This is a genomic window from Streptomyces mayteni (assembly GCF_054783955.1).
The window spans coordinates 66453-88576 of record NZ_BAAGPR010000017.1; the positions used below are offsets into that span (position 1 = coordinate 66453).

Genomic DNA, 22124 nt, shown 5'->3' on the forward strand with positions numbered 1-22124 from the left:
ATGGAAGAGTCGGACGAGCCGCGCTGGCTGGACACGGAGGAACAGCGGAACTGGTACGCGCTCGCGTACGCGCTGATCCGCCTGCCGGCCGCGTTGGACGCGCAGATGCAGCGTGACGCCGGAATCAGCTACTTCGAGTACCTGGTGCTCTCCGGCCTGTCGATGATGCCCGAGCGCACCCAGCGGATGAGCGAGCTGGCCGTGTACACGGCGAGCACGCTGTCCCGACTCTCCAACGTCGTCATCCGGCTGGAGAAGCGCGGCTGGGTGACCCGCACGCCCGACCCGACCGACGGCCGCTACACCCTGGCCGCCCTCACCGAGGACGGCCAGGCCAAGGTCACCGCAGGCGCGCCGGCGCACGTCGCCGAGATCCGGCGCCTCGTGCTCGACCCGCTGACCAAGGCACAGCAGCAACAACTCGGCCGCATCTCGCAGCGCGTGCTGCGCACCATCGACCCCGAGATGCCGAGCATGGAGGCCTGCCTCCCCGAGGCCGGCCCCCCGCTCAACGGCGAGTAGCGAGAACCCGCCCCGGACACCACCGCCCGGGACACCGGCGCCACCTCGGGCATAGGCGTCGAGACGGCCCGCGCCCTGGCCGGCACCGGCAACCCGGGCCTCCGCGTCGCCCCGCTCGACCTGGCCGGCCAGGCGTCCGTCGCCGCCTTCGTCGCCGGCTGGGACGGCCCCCTCCACGTCCTGGTCAACAACGCGGGGGTGATGGGGCCCCGCTGACCCGCACCCCGCAGGGTTGGGAGCTGCACTTCGCCACCAACCACCTCGGCCACTTCGCCCTGACTACCGGCCTGCGTCCGGCGCTCGCCGCCGCCGGCGAGGCCCGCGTCGTCTCCGTCAGCTCCTCCCAACACCGGCTCTCGGCCGTCGACTTCGACGACGTCCACTATCTCGGGCGGCCCTACGACCCGAACACCGCCTACGGCCGGTCGAAGACGGCGAACGCGCTGTTCGCCGTCGAGGCCGCCAGCCGGTGGGCCGGCGACGGCATCAGCGTCAACGCCGTCATGCCGGGCGTGGTGCGCACCAACCTGATGCGCCACGTCGACCCGGAACTCCTCGCGCGGTACGAGGCGAGCGGCGCCCCGGCGCTGCCGTGGAAGACGGCGGAACAGGGCGCGGCCACCTCTGTGCTCGTCGCCGCCTCGCCACTGCTCGACGGGGTGACGGGCCGGTACTTCGAGGACTGCGCCGAGGCGCTCCCCCTCCACCCCGACAACCCGCACGGCGGCGTCGCCGCCTACGCGCTCGACCCCGGCCACACCGCCCGTCTCTGGGGCCTCTCCGCCGAGGCACTGGCCGGGTAGCCGCCCCCGCCGGGCGCCCGGTCAGGGCCTGGACCTGGGCCTGGCCATCCTGGCGTGGCGGGCCGCCTTCAGCGTCTCGGGGAGGAAGCGGTGCCTGAACGGCACCCGCCGGGTGGCCAGGTCACCGCCGATCACCTCGGCCCGGCCGGCCATCATCGCCTCGAAGCCCTGGCGGGCCACCTGGACGCGGCTGTTCTTCCGCATCCCGGGCCCGAACGCCGTGCCGCTCATGCCAGCCCGGGCGTGGAAGTCGCTGTCGGTGGCGCCGGGCAGCAGCGTCGTCACGCTCACCCCGTGCTCCTTGAGCTCCTCGCGCAGCCCGAGGCCGAACATCCGGGTGAAGGCCCTGGACGGCCCGTAGACGGTCTCGTACGGCGTGGGGAGGGTGGCGGAAACGGAGGAGGTGATGAGGATCCGCCCCTCGTGGTTGGCCGCCATGTGCCGGGCGACGTGTTTGGCCAGGTGGACCACGGAGCTGACGTTCAGCTCGATCAGGGACAGCTCGTCGTCCAGGTCGGTGTCGAGAAACCCCCCGCCGATGCTGCGCCCGGCGTTGAGCACGGCGGCGGCCAGCGGCCGGCCGGTTTCGACCACCGCGCGCCACACCTCCTCGACGCCCTCGCGCCGGGCGAGGTCGGCCTGGACGGGCACGACGACGGCGCCGTGCTCTTCCAGGCCGGCCGCCGCCTCGTGGATCTTCGCGCTGCGGCCGGTGGCCACCAGGTCGTGGCCGGCGCGGGCGAGTTGCAGGGCCAGCTCGTAGCCGATGCCGGACGAGGCGCCGGTCACCAGCGCCAACGGCCGAACGGGCGGGCGGGGCCGAGTGGTGCTCACGGCGTGCTCCTTCGAGTGCGGGCGGGCTGGTGTCGTGGGCCCCGGGGGTGAGCCCCGGCAGGCGCCGGTGGGCGCCGCCCTCCGTCGGCCCCACCGACTCCGGGGCGATCCGGGCGCGGCAGCGGCGCGGGAACTCGCTCAGGTCCACGTCGCGTGCCATGCCTCCATCCTGCCCCGCCGGCGTGGGGCCGGCAGGGGACGAGGGTGGGTCCGCGCGCCGATCACGGCTTCCCGCCGGTCGGCTGATTGCGCTGTGCCGGTGAACCGCCCGCTTCCCGGCGCCGGGCGCCGGGAAGCCGGCACCGGCGCCGCTGATCATGGGCGGGCGCGCCGGCCGGTCGGCGGCGCGGAACCGGAGCGAACGACGGAGATCGCCGATGACGTTGATGGAGCGCCCCAGGGAGCGGTCCCAGCGGACCGAGGGTGACGACGAGTCGGACGTCTACCCGGACGACCGGCAGTGGGTGATCGACTGCGTCCAGCGCCTCCGCGGCGATCTCGCCCCGGTCGAGACGGAGGTGACGGAGATCCCACTGCCGTCGCGGCTCAACGGGCTGCGGCTGTACCTCAAGCGGGAGTCCGCGCAGCCTTCCGGGAGCCACAAGCACCGCCTCGCCGCCGCGCTCCTCACCCACGCCCTGGTCAGCGGCTGGCTGGTCAAGGGCCAGCCGGTGGTGGAGGCGTCCAGCGGCTCGACCGCCATCTCGGAGGCCTGGTACTGCGAGAAGCTCGGCATCCCCTTCTACGCGGTCGTGCCCGACACCACCGCGCGGGAGAAGCAGGACGCGATCACCGCCCTGGGCGGCACCGTCGTCCCGGTCTCGGGCGACATCGTCACCTACGCCCGCCGCGTCGCCGTCCGCTACGGCGGCCACTTCATGGACCAGTTCACCTACGCCGAGCGCGCCTACGACTGGCGCGGCGACGAGGGGCTGGCCCCCGAACTCCTGCGCGCCGTACCCGACCTGGGCTGGTTCGTGATGGGCGCCGGCACCGGCGGCACCGTCACCTCGGTGGCCCGCTACGCGCGCTACACCGGCAGCGGCCTGCGGGTGTGCGTTCCCGACCCGGAGCACTCCGCGTACTTCGACGGCTGGTACTGGCGCGACCCGACCATCACCGACAAGGGCTCCCACATCGAGGGCATCGGCCGCCCCCGCGTCGAACCCTCCTTCGTCCCCAGCACCGTCAACCGGATGATCCGCGTCCACGACGCCGCCTCCGTCGCCACCATGCGGGTCCTGGCCGAGAGCGACTGGAACATCGCCCCTGGACCCTCCACCGGCACCGGCGTCTTCGGCGCCATCCTGGTCCTCCTCGGCATGCACGACAAGGGCCTGACCGGCAGCGTCGCCACCGTGCTGTGCGACCCGGCCGACCGCTACACCCACGAGTACTACGACGACGCCTGGTGTCAGCGGCAGGGCATCGAGTTCCAGCCCTGGCTCCCCACCGTCGAGAACTTCTTCCTCACCGGCGAGTGGACCCCGCCCGAGACCTTCACCACCGTCCCCCGCCCCATCGCCCCCCTCTGGAACATGTGACCACGGCGGGCGGGCTTCGGCCGGGTGGCTCGGCTCAGACGCGGACCACGATCTTGCCCCGCGTGTGTCCGCGCTCGGCGTACGCGTGCGCCTCCGCGATCTGTTCGAGCGGGTAGGTCCGCTCGACGCGCGGTGTGTAGCGACCCCGCCTGCCGAGTTCGGCCGCTTCGGCGAGGAGCGTGGGGTCGTTCTCCGCGTTGGCCGGACGCACACCGAGGCGATGCGCGTTGGCGTGGTCGGCGATCGTCGACACGCGGGCGGGGTCGCCCACGATCGCGACGAGGTCGGCCAGGGAGCCGGAGGCCGCGGTGTCGAGCGCGACGTCGACGCCGCCGGGGGCGAGGGTGGTCAGGCGCTCCGCGAGACCGGTGCCGTAGGTGGTGGGCACGGCTCCGAGGGAGGCGAGGAACTCGTGGTTGCGCTCGCTGGCCGTCCCGATGACGGTGGCGCCCCTGGCCACCGCGATCTCGACCGCGGCGCTGCCCACGCCTCCGGCGGCGCCCTCGACGAGCAGGGTGCGCCCCCTCAGCGGACCGAGCGCGTTCAGCCCGCCCATCGCGGTCACGGACGCCAGAGCGGCGCCGGCGGCCTCGTCGTCGGTCCAGGTGGCGGGCGCGTGGGCCCAGGCCGAGAGCACGGCCAGTTCCGCCGTCGCGCCGGTGACGCCGCCGAGACCGAAGACGCGGTCGCCGATGCTCACCCCCCGCACCCCCTCCCCGGTCTCGTCGACCACGCCGACGGCATCGCGCCCGGGAATCGCCGGCAGTTCCACGGGGAGCAGCTCGCGCGCCGCCCCGGAACGCACCTTCCAGTCGATGGGATTGACGCTGGCCGCCGTGACGCGGACGCGGATCTCGCCGGGCCCGGGCTGGGGGTCCGGCACCTTGTCGACCACCAGGTTCTCCACACCGCCGTACTCGTGATAGCGGACTGCGCGCATGACGTCTCACCTTTCCACGCGGCCTGAACCGGCCATGTTCGGCGGATGCCGACCGCGCACCACGCTAGAAGCTGACGTTGGCGTCAGGGGCAAGTCGGCGCGGCTCCCCACCTCCCCCCCTTTTCGTATCGATCGGTACGGAAGTGCGCTACAGTCCCCCCATGCCGATCGGTATCGATCGGTACGGAAATGCGGCGAACGCATCCGCAACGCGAAGGAGTTCGACAGATGAGCCCCGGGAAGTCCGACGACCTGGACCACTCCCACCGACTCGGCAGGCGCGACCTGCTCGGCATCACCGCGGGTGCCGGCGCCGCGAGCCTGCTCGGCCCGTCCGCCGGCACCGCGGCCGCCGCCCCGAGGGCCGGGAAACCGAGGACGCCGGGGGTGCGGGGATTCGCGAGCCGCTTCGCCGACGTCAACGGCACACGGCTGCACTACGTCATCGGAGGCCAGGGCGACCCCCTCGTCCTGCTCCCCGGGTGGCCACGCACCTGGTACCAGTTCCACAAGATCATGCCGCCGCTGGCGCGGCACTACCGGGTCATCGCCCCTGACCTGCGCGGCATGGGCGACTCCGACAAGCCCGCGGACGGGTACGACAAGAAGACCATGGCCCGTGACATCCATGAGCTGTTGCGCACCCTCGGACACCGCCGCGCCTACATCGCGGGCGAGGACATCGGGTCGATGGTGGCGCACAGCTTCGCCGCCAACCACCCCGAGGCGACCAGGAAGGTCGCTCTGTGGGAGACGGGGCACCCCACCGAGATATTCAACGAACTGCGCATGCTGCCCCAGCCGGGCCAACCGGCGCCGTGGTGGTTCGCGTTCAACCAGCTCGACCAGCTGCCGGAGCAACTCCTCGCGGGACGGTTCCGGTTGATCGTCGACTGGCTGATCGACTTCCAGGGCGGAGACCCGGAAGCCTTCGGCGAGGAGGCCAGGGCCGTCTACGCCGCCGCGTACGACACCCCGGACGCGATCCGCGCGGGGAACGGCTGGTACCAGACCTTCCAGCGGGACATCGCCGATCTGCGGGACTACCCGGTACTGCCCATGCCCCTGCTCGGCATCGGCGGCATGTACTACCAGCTCCTCCGCGCCCAGCTGGCGGGACTCGCGGCGGACGCGCGCTACGTCGAGCTGGCGGGGGCGGGGCACTACCTCGCCGAGGAACGCCCCGACGACATCGTGCGGGAACTCACCGCCTTCTTCCGGTAGTCCAGGACTCCCTACCCGAACCGCCGGTGCCGGCGGCAGGCAGGTGGTGGGTGACGCGTGCGCCGCCGCCGGCCCACGTCTCAGCCGAGCCATCGGCGTGCCTGCTCCAGGCGCTCCTCGTTGCCCGCGTGGTCCGCGACGCCGGTGAGGTCGTCCCGCAGGATCCGCTCGGCGTAGTAGAGGGTGTTGACGGCGTACCGGAAGTCCAGCAGCGGGAACAGGGCCCGGTCGATCTCCGCGACGGAGAGCGCGTCCTGGTCGAGGTAGGCGCGGAGCAGGGGCCGGGCGCGGTCCGGGCCGCCGGCGTCCATCACGACCGTGGCCAGGTCGTACATCCGGGCCCAGGAACTGGCGGCACCCCAGTCGATGAGACCGCACCGGCCGGTGGCGGGGTCGAGCCGGAAGTGCTCGGGCGCGGGGTCGCCGTGCACCGGGCCCCACGTCAGCGTCTCCGGACGCAGCCGACGCAGCCGCGTCACGACCTTCTCGACCGCCGGGCGGATCCACGGGCGCAGCTCCAGGACGGCGGCGTCGTCGACCCCGGCCAGCAGGTCGAATCGCGACCACGCCTCGTCCCTCGAGGCCGTCTCGGTGCCGAGCGCCCGGTGGACGCGGGCGAGGGTGGCGCCCATGAGCACCAGGTCGCCCTCGTCACGGCCGTCCAACTCCCGGCCCGGCACGAGGCGCAGCAGCGCCAGCTCGTGACCGGCGACGGCCTCCGTCCGGCGGCCGGCCCGCGACGGCACCGGGGCGCCGGCCGGGACGGCGGCGTCCTCGACCCGCAGGGCGAGGTCCAGGCCGTAGCGGAACTGGGCCGCGGCCGGCCCGGCGGGGACGGCCTTCGCCACCCACTCGACGCCGTGGTGCCGCACGTGCCACGTCGCGGAGTTCATGCCTCCCATCAGGGGAGCGACCTCGGCGCCCGGAAGGTTCCAGTGGCGGGCGAGGGCGGCGGCGATCGCCTCGCCGCGGGGCACCGCCGGTCGAGTGGCGCATGGGGAAGGTGTGGTGTGGTGCGACATCGGTGAGCGTCTCCGGGAACGACGAAGGAACCGCCCGACAGCGGCGGCTGGTCCGACCTCGTGCACGGCGCGGTGCGCGCCGCCGAAGACTCACCTCACCCCCGCAGACTAGCGGCCAACCCACGCGGACGCCGGCCCCTGCCGTCGGCCGAGGCCGACGGCAGGCAGGTGCGGGTCCGCCGCCCGGGACTGTGTGTGGTAGGGGCCGGTGAACATCCTGTCCGTGCGCTCCTGTTCCTCCAGCGTTCCGATGCGCTGCCCCAGATGCAGCCGCAGGGCCGGGAAGCGGTTGGATTCGAAGAGCAGGATGACCAGCGAACCGCCGTACTGGAAGTTCCCGACCTTCTGTCCCTTGTCCACCTTGACCGGCTTCCTCGGGTGCCGGAACTCCGGCGGGTATTCCACGGAGCCGATCGAGTTGAGGCCGACGGTCACCATCCCGACATAGGTCGTGTGGTCTTCGGGAAAGTCCCGCATTCCGTAGTAGACGCCGCCGATGTCGTCGCGGGACTCGACCGCCTCGCCCTTCACCGGCGTGTGGTATGGACTCCCGCCCCCGCACCGGTCGCCGGATTCCTCCTCGGACAGACGACCGCCGATCGGCGCATCGCGGCAACGATCGAACTCATGCTCCGGCGGAGTGAGTCGCCTTGCTCGTCAGCAAGTCCGCGACGTCGGCGCGCACTTCATGAGGTAGGGATGACCAGCGCTCCGGGCCCCGCCACGGGCCGCGTGAGCGACGCGAACCGTCCCCCGCGCGGAGAAGGGCACCATGTCTCAGAAATCGGATGTCGGGCACGGCGATGCGACCCCGGCCGCCCTCGGCAAGCGGACGGACGTCGTCTGCGACCCGGCCGCCTGGAAGCCGATCCTCACGGCGGGCTTCGTCTGCACCGTCGCCTACAGCGAGTTCGGCACCGACGGCGAGGTGTCAACCGTCAAGCCGAGGTGCGTCCCCATGGTCTACGCCTACCAGGAGGAGGCGCACGGGGTGCCGTTCCTCTACCTCCATGGCTCCACCCACTGGCCGGGACCCGACCCCCAGCGCGCGTCGTTGCGGAACCTGTGGCGCGAGGGCGGCGTACCCGTCTGCCTGACCGTCACCCTGGTCGACGGCCTCATGGTCGGCCGAGCCGCCATCAGCACCTCGCTCAACTACCGCTCCGTCGTGGTCGACGGCATCGCGGAGCAGGTCCGCCCCGAGGACCGGAAGAAGGCGTTCGAGGCACTGGCCCACCAGATCATCCCCGGCCGCTGGAGCGAGTACTTCCCGCTCGGCCAGCGCGACCTGGACACGGACGGCGCGCACTCCCCCGACGTGGGAGTCATCTCCGTCAACCTGGCGGACGCGCACGTCTGCGCCAAGACCCACCAGGTCACCACCCCCCAGCACGAGGACCACGTGAAGAACCCCGAGACGTACTGGGCCGGCGTCATCCCGATTCACCAGACCTACGGCGAACCGAGGCCCGACAAGTGCACGGAGGACCACCACCTGCCGGAACCCGACTCCGTCAGGAACCTCGTCGCGAAGGGGAACGCGCCCTCCTCCTGACCACCCGAACGCGGATCGGGCCGCCCCCACCTCCGACAGCGGGGCCGGCCCGCCGTCGGGCGGCGGCGGGGCGGCCGGCTGGTGCTGTCAGGACTGCTTGATCGCCGAGACGTCGAACTCGAGCACGATCTTGTCGCTGACCAGGACGCCGCCGCCCTCGAGCGCCGCGTTCCAGGTCACGCCGAAGTCCTTGCGGCTGATCGTCACCGAGCCCTCGAGGCCGACCCGCAGGTTGCCGTACGGGTCCACGGCGTTGCCCGTGTACGCGAAGTCGATGCTGATCGGACGGGTGGTCTCCTTGATGGTGAGGTCGCCCGTGACCCGGTACTCGGTGTCGCCGATCGCCTCCACCCCGGTGGTGCGGAAGGTGATGTCGGGGTACGTCGGCGCGTCCAGGAAGTCGTTGGTGCGCAGGTGCTGGTCGCGCTGCTCGACGCCGGTGTCGATGCTCTCGGTCTTGAGCACCACCTGGGCGGTCGAGCGGGTCGGATCCGCGCCGTCCAGGTGGGCGGTGCCCTCGAACTCGTGGAACGCGCCCCGGACCTTGGTCACCATGGCGTGGCGGGCCACGAATCCGATCTGGCTGTGGGTGGGGTCGAGGACGTAGTCCCCGGTCAGCTCTTCAAGGGTGACGGACATGGTCGGTGTGCCTCCATCGGTCAGTGACCCGGCGGCGATCCGCCCGGGCCGATCCCCCGCCACGCTAGAGCCTGACCGGACGCCCATCCAGCATGCCGGGGCGGGAGGACGCCGGCCCGCCGGCCACCCCACGGCCGGTTAACTCGAACGTATGAAGTGCCAGTCGCCGCTCAGCAGGGGAGTTTCTTCGCGCCGTCAGTGATCCGTCGCGGCGGTCGGGTTGCCCTGGTGGGTGAAGGCCGCCCAGTGCCGGACGTGGTGGAGATCGGGGCGGGTGGCCTCGTGGCGGAGGGGGCCGCTCAGGGTGGGGATCGCCTGGCGGTGCGGGTCGAGCATCCACAGCTGGGCGGCGCGCAGCGCGTCGGGCGGAGCGAGCCCGCCGACCGTGAGGTGGTGGTGGAAGACGACCATCATGACCGCCGTGGCGCTGTCCTGGACCGCCCAGCGGGATCCCACGACGTCGGCCGCGCCGCCCGCGGCCAGGGCGGTGGCCAGGGTCAGCGCCTCGTCGTGGCCGCGGGTGCTCAGGTCGGTCTCGCAGGCGCTGAGGACGACGAGCGGGCCGGCGGCGTCCGGCGGCTGGCCGGCGGCGGCGGCGTCGTCGAGAATATCGGCGACGGTCAACCGCCCGGCGTCCTGGTCCTCGTCCTGGTAATAGGCCTGGTCCCGCGCCGCGTTCGACGGGACGGCCAGCCGCAGGGCGGATCGGGTGGAGCGTGGCGAGGAGGAGGCGTGGCAGGCGAGGTGCACCACCGAGGCGGCTTCCCCACCGCCGGGCAGCACGGCCAGCAGATCGGACGGGGTGCCGGCGGCGTCCGGCCGCTCACCGGGCTCCAGGACCATGCCGTACCGGAGCGCGTCCGGGTAGCAGCCGGTGCGGAGGGCGGTCGTCTCGGCCTCGGCCCACAGCAGGGTCATCGAGGGGTCGGTGACGAGCACCCGCCGCTGTTCGCCCGGCGGACGCCGGCGGCGGCGGGCCGCCCTGAGGAACTGGGCGCCGGACGGGGCGTAGCTGACGACCGCCTCCTGGCAGACGTACCGGCCGCCTTGTCCGTCGGCGCCCGGCGAACGTGCCGCGTGCCAGGGGACCAGGCCCAGCCGGCCGCAGGGCACCAGCACCAGCCGCGGTGGCCTGGCGTACGGTCCGAGCGCCGTGAGCAGCGGGCCCATGGCGGCGAGCCAGGCCCAGTCGCACAGCTCACCCAGCGCGGCCCCCCACCGCCGGTCGCGGTCGGCGCGTCGGGAGGCGTCCAGGGTCGGATCGGCCATCGCCCTGGAGCGTTCGGCGGCGGCGTCCAGATAGCGCTCGAGCGGCGGACTGCCCTGGATCAGCAGCTCGGGGAGGAGAACGACCTCGGGCGTCGTGGCGCCGGGGCGGATGACCAGCGCTCGGCCGGGGAACGAGGGGCCGGGCTTCCGCTGTTCGCCTGGCACCAGGTAGACCAACGCGTCGGTGCCCGTGGCGGCCAGGCCGGCGGCCACGCCGGCCGCGTCGGCGATCTCGACGAGCCCAGGCGAGGGCCGGCCGGCGCCGCCGGCCGCCCCGAGCGCGGCCAGCGCCTGACGCCGCAGGGCGCTGGGCACCACCGTGTCGCCGCTCGGCGCCGACCCCGGTGGGTCGGTGCGGACCTGGGCTCGCCACCGCGCGGCCAGGTCGGTGTGGCCGGCGGCGTCGAGCAGTTCGGGCACGGTCCGTGCGGAGCTGGCGGCCTGTAGGACCAGAGCCCGCCCACGTTCCAGTGCCTCCAGCGCGTCGTCCGGACGCTGGAGCACCAGCGCGCTGACCGCCAGGCGCCGGGCGAGCACGGACCCGTTGAGGGCCGCCGACAGCCGGTGGTCGGTGCCGGCCTGCAGCAGCACCTCGCTCGCCAACTCGCCGAGCGCCTCCCGGGTGAGCTCGACGAACGCCAGTCCGTCGGCGGCACGTCTGCGGCGCGCGCCGCGGATCAGGTGGGCCTCCGCGAGTTTCGTCAGCACGTCGGGGCGGTACGCTCCGCCGCGGCCCTCGGCGATCATCACGCGGACGCGGGTCAACTCCGCGATGGCCTCGTCGAGCAGCGCCGGATCGTCATCCCCCCTGATGACGGCCTGGAGCAGCGTCATGCCGAGCGTGGTCCGCAGGACGTACCTCTCGTCGGCGAAGCGGGGTGGTTCGCCGAGTCGCCGGCGCAGTTCGGTGACCTCGCGGTCCAGCTCCGCCCGGTCGGGAGGGGTGAAACCGGCCGCCCGGGGCTGCCAGAGCCACGGCGGGAACGCCGGCAGGGGGCGTACGCCGCTCGCCGTCAGCGGATGCTGTGGCGGTCGCTGGGACGCCCGCGGAGTCGACGCCGCGCGGAGCTTGTCCAACTCGCGGGCAAGCCGGGCGCGTTGACTGTTCTCCGGGGGCAGGGCGGCGTGGCGGGCCTCGAGTTCCTCGACCAGCGCGGGGAGTGCGGCCAGGTCGTCGGTGCGCAGGGCGTACTCCAGCTCCAGGGTGGCGGCCCGAAGCGCGAGTTCGACGGCGAAGGGCGCGTCCTGGCTCACCGAGCCCTCGCGTGCCACCCCGGCCCGTAGCCGCCTGAGCTCGGCCCTGGCGGTGTCGGCGTCGTCGGAGCTGCCGCTGGAGCCGGCGGCATGCCGGAGGACGTCGGCCAGGTCCGACCGCAGGGTCAGCGCCCACCACGAGTCGTCGGGGACGGCCTCGATCGCGTCACCGAGCAGGCTGGCGGCGTCGTCCAGGTAGCCGGGGTCGCCAGTCCGGTAGGCGAGCAGCCGATGGAATCGGGCGGCCGTGCGCCGCTCGCGGATCCCGAGCCGGGCGGTGAAGTCGCGCAGTCGGCTGTCGAGGTGGGCGGCGAGACCGGGGGCCACGGCGACGCCGACGGGCCACTCCGCCAGCCGCCTGGCCGGCGGGTCGGGCTGCTCCGCCGGCCGCTCCACGGCGTCGAACGCCACGGATCCGGGTTCCAGTGTGTCGGCTGTGAGCAGCAGATGGGCGTGCAGCCTGGCGACCCGCGCCCGTTCCGGCACGCCGTGCGGCAACGTCTCGCGCGCCCGCAGCGCCAGCTCCGCGCCGCGACGCACACCGGCGGCGCCGGCCGCCGCGCCGGCGGCGACCCGGCGCAGCAGTTCGAGGGTCGCCGGGTCGTGGAGCACCGACGCCTTCTGGTCGGTGTCGTCGCCCCGCAGCGTGAGGACCAGCCACACCAGCAGGCGCGTGAACCGGGGGGTGCTGTACGAAGCGGCGAGGGCCACGATGTCGCGGACGACGTCGAGCAGGACGGCCTCGGGATCCTCGACGGCGTCGACCGTCGCCGACCCGCCTCCGGCGGACGGAGATGGGGAGCCCGAGCCCGAGTCCGAGCCCGAGTCCCCGAGCATCCGCTGGATGGCCTGCCCGACCCGCACGAGCTCCCGCCGGTGGTCCGCGTCCTCCGAGCCGGCGGCGATGGCCCGGTCGACCACCTCCCGGGCCTCCATGAGGTCTCGACGCGCCGACTCGGTCAACACGCCCCCGTCGCCGACGGCCAGCAGCGCCTGGTGAAGGACGGTACGGGTGCCGTCGGGGCGAGGCAGCGTCCAGGGCGCGAGCAGGGCGACCAGCATCATCCGGGCCAGCCGCACCAATGGGTGATCCGAAGGCCCGCTACGGTCCGCCCACCGCAGGCGCCGCAGCGCCTCGGCCCGCGGCTGGGGGCCGGCGGGCCGGTCGGCTCCCAATCCCAGGCACCAGTGGCCGAGCAGGAGTCCCCGGAAGAGGAACACCTGGCCGAAGTCGGCCCCGCGCCACTTCAGTTCGGACTCGATCCCGGCAAGCTCCGCGAGCATCGGCCGCACGTCCTGGGGAGGCGTCGCCCCGCCCACTGCGGCCATCACCCGGTTGGCGTCCCGGACGACGCCCTCGAACCGTTCCATGAGGTCCGCGACCTCACCGCCGCCGCCGTCCCGCGCCGCCTCACCGGCCATACCGCCACCCCCGTTCTCCGGCTCCTCCCCCCGACGCACGGTGATCACACGAACGCCGGCGCCGCCAGCCCGCAGGATGAACGTCAGCTGCTGGTCGACTCGGGGACGAGCCGGCGCAGGAGGCCGTCGATGTCGGTCTCCTCGTCGTTGCAGAGGAGCACGACGGTCATGTCGAGGCGAGGCAGCCAGCCGAGGAAGGACTGGTATCCCGGGTTGTCCCCGAAGTGGAAGCGCGCCTCGTGCCCGGCGAGCGTGCCGAGGCAGTACCCGTACCCGTGGCTGCTCGCCACGGCCACCCCGTCGGTGCCCCACGCGCCGTCCATCGGGGCGTGCGGGGTGACCATGGCTTCACGCGAGCTGGCCGAGAGGAGGTGCCCGGCGTTGAGGGCGTCGGTGTACCGAGCCAGGTCGCCGACGGTCGACCAGAGGTCGCCGGGTCCCGGCAGGGCGGCGAACTCCGCGGCGTCCACCCGCCGGCCCGCCCGGTAGCCGTGGGCCGCCAGCTCGGACGGCGCCTCGCCGACGTGTGTCGACGTCATGCCGAGCGGCCGCAGGAGGCGATCGGTGAGGAAGTCGCCGTACGCCTGCCCGCTGACCCGCTCGACGATCGACGCCGTGAGGAGGTATCCGGGCGAGCTGTAGTGCCACGTGCTGCCGGGCGCGTCGCGAAGCGGCAGGCCCGCGAACCGGCCGAGGATCTCGCGGGGTTCGCCCGGCCGGTTGGGCTCGAAGTCCTGGAGGTCTCCCCAGTGGCCCATGCCCGAGGTGTGGGTGAGGAGTTGGTGCAGGGTCAACCGCCGCCAGGGCGCGGGGCAGTCGGCCATCCGACGAACGATCGGCTCGTGGAGACCGAGCGCCTCCTCCTCGACCAGGAGCATCACCGCCGCGGCGGTGAACTGCTTGCTCACCGAGGCGATCTGGAACCGGGTGTCCGGTGTGCACCTCTCCCCGGCCTCGGCGTTCGCCACCCCCGCGGCGGCCCGCAGCACGGTCGCTCCGTCTCGAGTCACCAGCGCGACACCGGACAGCCCGTCGATCGTCTCCACCTGGCCACGGTAGGCCAACTCGGCCATCCCGACCGCCCTGTGACTCCTCATCGCCTCCTGAGATCGGCCGGCTGGTCAGCCTCCGCAGCGGACGCCGCGTCGCCAGACGTCGGCGATCGCGCTGGTCGCGGTGCTGTCGGTGGTGGGGTCGCCGTGGACGAGGAGCAGGTCGGCGCGTAGGCCGGGCGCGATCCGGCCCCGGTCGGTCAGTCCGAAGTGGCGGGCCGGTTCGCTGGTGGCCGCCGCGACGATCCGTCGGGCGACGCGTTCGGCCTCCGGGCCGGTGTCGCAGTAGACGTGCGCCAGGCCGTCGACCCCCGCGTCCAGGGCGATCTCGATGTCCGACAGGGTGATCGCGCGCGCGATGGTCCGCAGCCCGGCGGCCCGGCCGGCACGGACCAGCGCGACGACGGTGTCGAACTCCACCCCCGGGCGCCAACTGACCGGGGTGCCCGCCGGGCGCGGTGGCGAGCACGCCCGGGCTGCGGACGTCGGCCATGTCGTCCCGTTCGGCGGCCAACCGCCGCAGCCCGGCCAGGGTTTCCGGCAGGCAGAACATGTCGAGCTCGGTGGTGACGCCGAAGCTCAGCGCCTGCGCGAGTTCCCCGCACCGACGTGGGTGTGCGCGTCGATCAGGCCGGGCAGCAGGGTCTTCCCCGCCCCGTCCACCACGGTGTCGGCGTTCGGCTCGCCCCCGGGTCGAGACGATGCCGGGCCGGTCAGCCGTGAGGTCGGGGCGAAGGGGGCCGGATCGGTCCGCAGGAGGTCATTCGGCGTGGTTCCGCCCGTCGGGGCGTGGGTGCGGGGTGACCAGCCCGCTCTGGTAGGCGGTGACGACGAGTTGGGCGCGGTCGCGGGCGTGGAGTTTGGTCATGGCGCGCTGGATGTGGCTGCGTACGGTCAGCGGGCTCAGCACGAGCCGGTCGGCGATCTCGGCGTTGGACCTGCCCTGCGCGGCCAGGGCGGTGACCTCGCGTTCGCGGTCGGTCAGGGCGGCCAGGACGTCGGGGTGCGCGCGGAGGTCGTCGGCGTCCGGGGTGGCGAGGAAGCGGGTGATGAGGGCGCGGGTGGCGGTGGGTGAGAGGAGGGAGTCGCCCGCCGCGACGGTGCGGATGCCGGCGAGCAGCACCTCGGGGCTGACGTCCTTGCCGAGGAAGCCGCTCGCGCCGGCGCGCAGGGCCTTGGCGACGTTCTCGTCGTTCTCGAAGGTGGTGAGCACCAGGACCCGGGTGTCCGACAGTTCGGGCCGGGCGCAGATCGCGGCGCTGGCCGCGACCCCGTCGAGGTTCGGCATGCGGATGTCCATGACGACCACGTCGGGCCGGTGGGTCTCGGTGAGTTCGACGGCCTCGCGTCCGTCGGCGGCCTCCGCGACGACGGTCAGGTCGTCGGCCGACTCGACGAGGATGCGGAACGTCGCGCGGAGCAGGGCCTGGTCGTCGGCGAGCAGAACGCGGATGGTCATGCGCTGGGGCTTTCTTCGTGGCTGTCGAGCGGCAGGACGCAGGTGACGTCGAAGCCGCCGTCCGGACGGCGGCCGGCGTGCAGGGTGCCGCCGACGGCGGCGGCGCGCTCACGCATGCCGAGCAGGCCGAAGCCGCCGGCGGCCGGCCCGTCGTCGGTGCCGTCAGCGCTGTCGGTGTCGTCGGTCTCGTTGGTGACGGTCAGGGTCAGCCGGCGGAGCGAGTAGGCGAGGCGGACGCGCGCGGTGGGGGTGGCGGCGTGCTTGGCCACGTTGGTGAGCGCCTCCTGGAGGATCCGGTAGGCCGTCAGGTCGAGTATCGGCGTGAGCCGGCGCGGCTCCCCCTCGACGGCGACCTTCACGTCGAGCCCGGCCGCCGCGCAGGCGTCGACCAGGTCGGGCAGCTGGCTCAGCCCGGGAGCCGGCGCCAGGTCGTCGGCCGGGTCGGTGTCCTGCCGCAACAGCCCCACGGCGGCCTTGAGTTCGTGCAGTGCCGAGGCCGTGGTCGCGGGCAACCTGCCGACGATCTCCAGGGTCTTGCCGGGGTCGGTGCCGGAGAGGTGGGCCGCCGCGCTGGCCTGGGCATGGGCCAGGGTCAGGTGGTGGGCGACCACGTCGTGCAGCTCGCGCGCGATGCGCATGCGTTCCTGGACCACCCGGTGGCGTGCCTCCTCCTCGCGCTGCCGGGTGGCGTGCTCCGCGCGGGCCGCCGCGTACTCGCGCCGCACCCGGGCGTACCCGCCGGAGGCCGCGGAGAGCAGCACCCAGGCGGCCGGGTTGACGTAGGCCAGGATCAGCGAGCCGTGGAACGAGGTGCGGAACAGGCCGGCGACCGCCATGCAGGCGGCCGCCACCAGCCCGCCGCCCCGGGCGGTGCGGCGCGCCGCGCGCAGGCTCGTCGAGTACTGCGCCACCAGCAGCGGCCCCATCATCAGCGGCGTCAGCAGGTAGCCGAGGATGCCGAGCCCCGTGGTGCACAGCGTGGTCACGGCGAGCACGGGCAGCGGGCGACCGCCGCGCCAGCGCAACGCGGCGCAGGCGACGGCGGACAGCGCGATCCCCGGCCAGGGGGGCACCGGTTCGGAACCGACCACCCGGGTGAGGAAGAGACCGCCGATGGTGAAGCCGAACAGCAGGACGAGCGACGCGGCCTCGACGGTCCTCGGACGGGTAGCGGCCCAGAGTCGCCAGCTCGTACTCATCACACTCCGGTGGGTTCGAACGCAGACATATGGTCACACACCGCGGGCCGCGGACCGGGCGGCGACGTCGCGAGCCCGGTGCCCTCGACGTCCACCCGCGGCAGCAGCCGGTCGAGCCAGCGCGGCAGCCACCACGCGCGGTCGCCGAGCAGCGCGAGCACCGCGGGCACGAACGCCATCCGGACGACGAAGGCGTCGAACAGCACCGCGACGGCGAGTCCGAAGCCGACCGTCTTGATCATGGACTCGCTGGCGCCGACGAACCCCGAGAAGACCGCCATCATGATCAGCGCCGCCGCGACGACCACCCGAGCGCTGTGCCGGAAGCCGGTGACGACCGCCCCTGGCGCCGGGTCGCCGTGCACGTACGCCTCCCGCACCCGGGCCACCAGGAACACCTGGTAGTCCATCGCCAGGCCGAACACGATGCCCACCAGGAAGATCGGCATCAGGCTCATGATCGGACCGGTCTGCTCGACGCCCAACAACTCGGCCCCCCAGCCCCACTGGAAGACGGCCACGACCGCGCCGAGGGCGGCCAGCACCGAGAGCAGGAACCCGAACGCGGCCTTGACCGGCACGAGCACCGAACGGAAGACCACCAGCAGCAGGATCAGGGCCAGGCCGACGATCACGGCCAGGTAGGGCACGAGCGCGTCCTGCAGCGCCCCCGCGACGTCGATGTCCATCGCGGTGCTGCCGGTGACCTCGAACGTGGCGCCGGTCGCCGCCTCGACGTCCGGGCGCTCGGCGCGGATGGCCCGCACCAGGTCCCTGGTGTCCTGGTCGTTCGGGCCGGTGGCCGGGACCGCCGAGAAGAGCGCGGCGTCGCCGGCCTCGTTGAACCGGGCGGCGGAGACGGACACCACGCCGTCCGTCGCGCCGATCTCCCGGGTGACGGCGGCCACCGCCGCGTCGGGATCGGCGGCGCCCGCGGTGTCCACGACGACCGTGAGCGGCCCGTTGAAGCCGGCGCCGAAGCCGTCGGCCAGCGCGTCGTAGGCCCGCCGCTCCGTGCTGGAGACGGGCTTGGACTCGTCCCCCGGCATGCCCATCTCCAGCTGGGTGGCGGGCAGGGCGAGGGCGCCGAGGCCCACGACGCGGGCCACCAGCACGGCCGTGGGGCGGCGCAGCACGAAGCGCGCCCACCGGGCGCCGCCCGCGCCGGGCCGCCGGCCGGTGCGGCGGCGCTTGCGCGTGGCGCGGGAGAGCACGGCGTCGGGCCACATGCCGAGCAGCGCGGGGACCAGGGTGAGCGCGACGAGGACGGCGACGACCACGGCGCCCGCGGCGCACAGGCCCATCTTGGTCAGCATCGGAACGCCGACCACCGTCAGGCCGGCCAGCGCGATGACGACGGTGAGGCCGGCGAAGACGACGGCGGAACCCGCCGTGCCGACGGCGAGGCCGGCCGCCTCGCGCGGCGCCCGGCCCCCCGCCCGCTCCTCCCGGTAGCGCGAGACCACGAAGAGGGCGTAGTCGATGCCGACGGCGAGGCCGAGCATCGTGGCCAGCGTCCCGGTCGTCATGGACAGGCCGAAAGCGCTGGCGAGGGCCAGTATCGCGGCCATGCTGATCCCGACGCCGACGACGGCGGTGAGCAGCGTGAGGCCGGCGGCCGCGAAGGAGCCGAAGGTGATCAGCAGGACGACGGCGGCCAGCGCGATGCCGATGGCCTCGGCCGAGCCGCCCGCCGCGGGCTGGGTGGCGAGCGCCGTACCGCCGGCCTCGACCGTCAGTCCCGCGTCGCGGGCGGCGTCGACCGCCTCCCGCAACGCGGCCTTGTCGTCGTCGGTGAGATCGGCCGCCTCGACCGTGTAGTTCACCGTGGCGTACGCGGTGCCGCCGTCCTCGCTCACCGCGTCCGCGGCGAACGGATCGACGGCCTCGGCCACCAGCGGTTCCGCGGCGGCTTCCGCGACGAACGCGTCGATGGCGGCCCGGTGGTCGGCGGCCGTCACCTGCTCTCCCCCGGGCGCGATGAACACGATCCGGGCGTTGGCGCCGTTCGCGTCGGCACCGGGAAAGCGTTCGCCGATCAGGTCGAAGGCCTGCTGTGCCTCGATGCCGGGCATGAAGGACGTGCTGTCCTCCGAGGACGAGGGGGCCAGGGCGGCGCCGGCGCCCACCGCGCCGAGGATCAGCGCCCACGTCAGCGTCACGAGCCGGCGCCGCGCGAAGGCGAACCGGCCCATCCGATAGAGCAAGGTAGCCACGGGAAAAGCTCTCCAGTTCGGGATGGGGGACCGCTGACCAGCCTGCCGAGCGCGGGTGTCCCGAGGCATCGTGCGTGCGCCCGCACTGGCGGTTGGTGCGAGCGCACGAGTCACCGCGCTCCCGTCCTCCTGAGGGAGGAGAAGCGTCCGTCCGGTTCTGGTCGCCCTTCGGTCGACCTCACTCCAGGCGCGGATCGACGTGGATCTCGGGTCCCGGTCCCGCACCGGGTGGGCGTTGGCCGGCGAGGACCGCGCCGACCTGCGAGAGCCCGACGGTCGCGTCGACGAGTGGCCGCGGGTCGACGACTCGGTCGGCGAAGGCCCGGATGGTGGCGTCCAGACGCGGTGAGGCCGACAGCACCCCGACGGCCGTGACGTCCTTGAGGGCGAGCGCCCACCAGACCCTGGAGACCTCGCCCGGCGCCGTCATCGACGGGGCACCATCAGCCGCCTCCGCGTCCCGCAGTACCAGGAGGGCCCGGTCGGCGCCGAGATGATCATGCGGAACATCACCCTCACCGGCGGCGTGAGCCCGGCCCGCGCCTACATCGAGGAACTGCTGCCCGACGTCCTGGACGGCACCATCACGCCGGGCCGGGTCTTCGACAGGACGTTCACCGTCGAACAGACCCCGGACGCCTACCGGGCCATGGCCGACCGCCGGGTCCTCAAGGCCCTCATCCGGCTCCGACCTCGCCCGCGCGGCCCCCCGCGAAAGCGGACTCGAGCCAGGTTCACTCACCTCCGCCGGTCAGTTCGGCATCGGACGAGGGCTCCGAGCCGGAGCGCGCCGGCCGGGCACGTCGCTGCCCCGGCACTCGGCCCGTCGCCGCTCGGCACGGCGACCGCAAGCCGTGACGACCCCGGTGAACGCGACCGTCAGAGCCAGGAAGGCCCGGAAGGCCCGGAAGACCTTGACGGGCCTGGGCGCGGCTGAGCAGCGTCACACCGTGAACGGCGGCCGCGGCACCGGCGAGTGTGAGGAGGACACCCGGCACGCCGTACCGGAAACCCTCATCCAGCAGGGTGATGCCGATAGCGGACGCGGCGACGGGATTCATCACGGTCAGCACGGCGAGGGGAGCCCCAAGACCACTGCGGTACGCCTGCTGCGCGAGCAGCAGTCCGGAAACCGCGAACAACCCCGTCAGGGCTCCCACCAGCACCATGCTCCACGAAGACTCAGGCTCCACCGCGAGCCGCTGCGCCAGCGACGAACCGACGCCCGAGGCGATACCCGACGCGGCGGCGAACGCGAGGCCGCCCCTGGTGGAACCGCTCGACGCGAAACGGGCGATCGCCCCGATGACGGCGGTGGCGACGACCGCGACGCCGACGATCTCCCCCGTGCTCAGGCTGTCGCTCGGCGCATGGTCGGAGATCGTCACCGTCAGCAGCGTGACCAGTCCGAGAAGGGTGAACGACACACCGCGCCACTGCGCGCTCGAGGTCCGGTGGCCGGAGATCAGCGCGCCCAGGGGCACCGCGGCGACGAGAGTCAGCGCGCCGAGGGGCTGCACCAGCGTGAGCGCGCCATAGCGCAGGGCCACCACATGGAGGAGCGCGCCGACGGCGTTGAGGAGTACGGACCCCCACCACCTGCCGCTCGTCAGCGCGGCTCGAATACCCGGGGCGCGGGCGGCCGTCCGCTCCTGGATCACCGCCGCCGTCGCGTAACAGACCGCCGAGGCCAGCGACAGGGCCACCGCCAGGACCACCGGTGAGGTCGTCATCGCGGGACTCGGACATCGGGCACGCTCACGCAGCCCTCGATCACGACGCACGGCGCCGGGCACAGCCCCGGCCCGACCAGGCGACGGCTGGGCACGGCAGCCCCTCTCCCCCCGAAGAAATACGAAACCGTTTCGTACAGATAGTACATGGGTGTGTGATCAGAATACGAAAGCTCCGTCGGCGCCCCGTCGTTCGGGGGGCCCGGGGGTCCGCGGCCGCGGGTCCTCAGGTTCTGAGGTGGGAGGCGCCGTTGAGGTCGAGGACCGTTCCTGAGGACCAGGCGGCTTCCGGTGAGGCCAGGTAGAGCACCGCGGCCGCGACCTCCTCGGGGGTCCCGACGCGTCCGAACGGGCTCTGGCCGCGCAGGGCCTCGCCGTCCCGGCCCGCCAACCTGGGTGCCTGTCGTTCGGTCGCGACGAAGCCGGGCGCCACCGACGTCACCGCGATGTCGTGCGGAGCCAGCGCGACGGCCATCGACTGCCCGAACGCGTGCAGCGCCGCCTTGCTCGCGCCGTACGCGGGAAAGTCGGGCTCGCCCCGGAAGGCGCCCCGGGAACCGACGTTGACGATGCTGCCCCCACCGGCGCGGTCGACGAGGTGCCGGGCGACGCGGTAGGTGACGTTCGCCGCGCCGAGCAGGTTGACGTCGACCATGCGCCGCCAGTTGCGTTGCCAGTCCTCGTAGGACACGTCGGTCACGCGGTGCCGGGTGTCGTCGGACGGTGCGGCGGCGGCGTTGTTGACCAGGACGTCGATCCCGCCGAGCCCCCGCACGGCGGCGTCGACGACGTCGCGCGCCGCCCGCGGGTCGCCGAGATCACCGGCGAGCAGGACGTGCCCCGAGCCGGGCAGTCGCCGCAGCGTCTCCTCCGCGTCGGCGCGGTTGGCCGCGTAGTGCACTCCCACCCGGTCCCCGCGTTCGGCGAACGCCACGGCCACGGCCCGGCCGATCCCGCGCGACGCTCCCGTGACGAGCACCCGCCTCATCGCGTGAAGACCTGGGAGGGGTCGCGGAACGCCTTGAACTCCAGCGCGTTGCCCGCCGGATCGTGGAGGAACATCGTCCACTGCTCACCCGGCTCGCCGGGGAAGCGGCGGTAGGGCTCGATGACGAACGCGACGCCCACCGCGCGGAGTCGGTCGGCGAGCGCGTGGAAGTCCTCGGTCGACAGCAGCAGACCGAAGTGCGGGATCGGCACCGCGTGCCCGTCGACCTCGCTGTTCCCGGCCGGCACCTGGCCGCCGGGGACCACATGGGTCACCAACTGGTGGCCGTGCAGGTCCCAGTCGACCCAGTGGTCGGTGGACCGTCCCTCGCTCAGGCCGAGAACGCCTCCGTAGAACCGGCGCGCGGCGCCGAGGTCGTCGACCGGAATGGCCAGGTGGACGGCGGGCCGCAGGGACATGTGGGGCTCCTTCGCTTCGACGCGCTCCGA

Annotated in this window: 19 protein-coding genes and 2 pseudogenes; 6 read left to right on the forward strand and 15 right to left on the reverse strand. The window is 73.5% G+C overall.

The window, feature by feature from the left end:
* Both ACYVPE_RS11005 and ACYVPE_RS11010 read left to right on the forward strand, forming a co-directional pair.
* Positions 1–522 carry a MarR family winged helix-turn-helix transcriptional regulator gene (locus ACYVPE_RS11005; RefSeq protein WP_461033304.1) on the forward strand — a complete coding sequence of 174 codons (522 nt, stop codon included), beginning with the start codon at positions 1–3 and terminating at the stop codon, positions 520–522.
* A gap of 239 nt (positions 523–761) precedes the next feature.
* Positions 762–1325 carry an SDR family NAD(P)-dependent oxidoreductase gene (locus ACYVPE_RS11010; protein WP_461033338.1) on the forward strand — a complete coding sequence of 188 codons (564 nt, stop codon included), beginning with the start codon at positions 762–764 and terminating at the stop codon, positions 1323–1325.
* 21 nt (positions 1326–1346) lie between these two features.
* On the opposite strand, the gene ACYVPE_RS11015 is transcribed toward ACYVPE_RS11010, so the two are convergent.
* A complete protein-coding gene (locus ACYVPE_RS11015; protein WP_461033305.1) occupies positions 1347–2159 on the reverse strand; it encodes an SDR family NAD(P)-dependent oxidoreductase in 813 nt (270 codons plus the stop codon).
* A 377-nt stretch (positions 2160–2536) separates the two neighbouring features.
* Between ACYVPE_RS11015 and ACYVPE_RS11020 the strand changes: the two genes are divergently transcribed.
* Entirely contained in the window at positions 2537–3703 is a 1167-nt protein-coding gene (locus tag ACYVPE_RS11020; protein ID WP_461033306.1) for a PLP-dependent cysteine synthase family protein, read from the forward strand.
* Positions 3704–3737: 34 nt separating this feature from the next.
* Here ACYVPE_RS11020 and ACYVPE_RS11025 read toward each other — a convergent pair whose 3' ends face one another.
* Positions 3738–4643, reverse strand: a complete 906-nt coding sequence (locus ACYVPE_RS11025; protein WP_461033307.1) for an NADP-dependent oxidoreductase — start codon at positions 4641–4643, stop codon at positions 3738–3740.
* Between the two features lie 228 nt (positions 4644–4871).
* Here ACYVPE_RS11025 and ACYVPE_RS11030 point away from each other — a divergent pair, with 228 nt between their 5' ends.
* Positions 4872–5867: an alpha/beta fold hydrolase gene (locus ACYVPE_RS11030; protein ID WP_461033308.1), complete on the forward strand. Its 996-nt coding sequence runs from the start codon at positions 4872–4874 to the stop codon at positions 5865–5867.
* A gap of 80 nt (positions 5868–5947) precedes the next feature.
* Here the strand turns inward: ACYVPE_RS11030 and ACYVPE_RS11035 are convergent, their stop codons facing one another.
* Together ACYVPE_RS11035 and ACYVPE_RS11040 are read right to left on the reverse strand one after the other, a co-directional pair.
* Positions 5948–6889, reverse strand: coding sequence for a phosphotransferase enzyme family protein (locus ACYVPE_RS11035; RefSeq protein WP_461033309.1), 942 nt, complete (start codon positions 6887–6889; stop codon positions 5948–5950).
* Positions 6890–6997: 108 nt separating this feature from the next.
* Positions 6998–7420 (reverse strand): phosphatidylserine decarboxylase, encoded by a 423-nt coding sequence (locus tag ACYVPE_RS11040; RefSeq protein ID WP_461033310.1) that lies wholly within the window; start codon positions 7418–7420, stop codon positions 6998–7000.
* 241 nt (positions 7421–7661) lie between these two features.
* On the opposite strand from ACYVPE_RS11040, the gene ACYVPE_RS11045 reads away from it, so the two are divergent.
* A complete protein-coding gene (locus ACYVPE_RS11045) occupies positions 7662–8444 on the forward strand; it encodes a pyridoxamine 5'-phosphate oxidase family protein (protein ID WP_461033311.1) in 783 nt (260 codons plus the stop codon).
* Positions 8445–8531: 87 nt separating this feature from the next.
* Here the strand turns inward: ACYVPE_RS11045 and ACYVPE_RS11050 are convergent, their stop codons facing one another.
* From ACYVPE_RS11050 to ACYVPE_RS11085, 8 genes and pseudogenes are all read right to left on the reverse strand, one after another.
* Complete coding sequence (locus ACYVPE_RS11050; protein WP_461033312.1) at positions 8532–9083, reverse strand: YceI family protein; 552 nt, start codon at positions 9081–9083, stop codon at positions 8532–8534.
* 195 nt (positions 9084–9278) lie between these two features.
* Positions 9279–13028 (reverse strand): CHAT domain-containing protein, encoded by a 3750-nt coding sequence (locus ACYVPE_RS11055; RefSeq protein WP_461033313.1) that lies wholly within the window; start codon positions 13026–13028, stop codon positions 9279–9281.
* Positions 13029–13111: 83 nt separating this feature from the next.
* Entirely contained in the window at positions 13112–14125 is a 1014-nt protein-coding gene (locus ACYVPE_RS11060; RefSeq protein WP_461033314.1) for a serine hydrolase domain-containing protein, read from the reverse strand.
* A gap of 24 nt (positions 14126–14149) precedes the next feature.
* Positions 14150–14500: an amidohydrolase family protein gene (locus ACYVPE_RS11065; RefSeq protein WP_461033315.1), complete on the reverse strand. Its 351-nt coding sequence runs from the start codon at positions 14498–14500 to the stop codon at positions 14150–14152.
* A gap of 340 nt (positions 14501–14840) precedes the next feature.
* Positions 14841–15539 (reverse strand): response regulator, encoded by a 699-nt coding sequence (locus tag ACYVPE_RS11070; RefSeq protein WP_461033316.1) that lies wholly within the window; start codon positions 15537–15539, stop codon positions 14841–14843.
* Entirely contained in the window at positions 15536–16738 is a 1203-nt protein-coding gene (locus tag ACYVPE_RS11075) for a sensor histidine kinase (RefSeq protein ID WP_461033317.1), read from the reverse strand. The genes ACYVPE_RS11070 and ACYVPE_RS11075 overlap by 4 nt, the downstream gene beginning before the upstream one ends.
* Positions 16738–18954 carry an MMPL family transporter gene (locus ACYVPE_RS11080; RefSeq protein ID WP_461033318.1) on the reverse strand — a complete coding sequence of 739 codons (2217 nt, stop codon included), beginning with the start codon at positions 18952–18954 and terminating at the stop codon, positions 16738–16740. The genes ACYVPE_RS11075 and ACYVPE_RS11080 overlap by 1 nt, the downstream gene beginning before the upstream one ends.
* A 178-nt stretch (positions 18955–19132) precedes the next feature.
* Positions 19133–19348 (reverse strand): annotated as a pseudogene (locus ACYVPE_RS11085) (alcohol dehydrogenase); the annotation flags it as partial.
* Positions 19349–19358: 10 nt separating this feature from the next.
* Here ACYVPE_RS11085 and ACYVPE_RS11090 point away from each other — a divergent pair.
* Positions 19359–19639, forward strand: a pseudogene (locus ACYVPE_RS11090) (IMP dehydrogenase); the annotation flags it as partial.
* Positions 19640–19688: 49 nt separating this feature from the next.
* Here the strand turns inward: ACYVPE_RS11090 and ACYVPE_RS11095 are convergent.
* The 3 genes from ACYVPE_RS11095 to ACYVPE_RS11105 form a co-directional block, all read right to left on the reverse strand.
* Positions 19689–20687 carry a DMT family transporter gene (locus ACYVPE_RS11095; protein ID WP_461033319.1) on the reverse strand — a complete coding sequence of 333 codons (999 nt, stop codon included), beginning with the start codon at positions 20685–20687 and terminating at the stop codon, positions 19689–19691.
* A gap of 226 nt (positions 20688–20913) precedes the next feature.
* On the reverse strand, positions 20914–21675 hold the full coding sequence (locus ACYVPE_RS11100) for an SDR family NAD(P)-dependent oxidoreductase (protein WP_461033320.1): 762 nt from the start codon (positions 21673–21675) through the stop codon (positions 20914–20916).
* Positions 21672–22094: a VOC family protein gene (locus tag ACYVPE_RS11105; RefSeq protein ID WP_461033321.1), complete on the reverse strand. Its 423-nt coding sequence runs from the start codon at positions 22092–22094 to the stop codon at positions 21672–21674. Before ACYVPE_RS11105 ends, ACYVPE_RS11100 begins: the two co-directional genes overlap by 4 nt.
* Positions 22095–22124 lie beyond the last annotated feature (30 nt).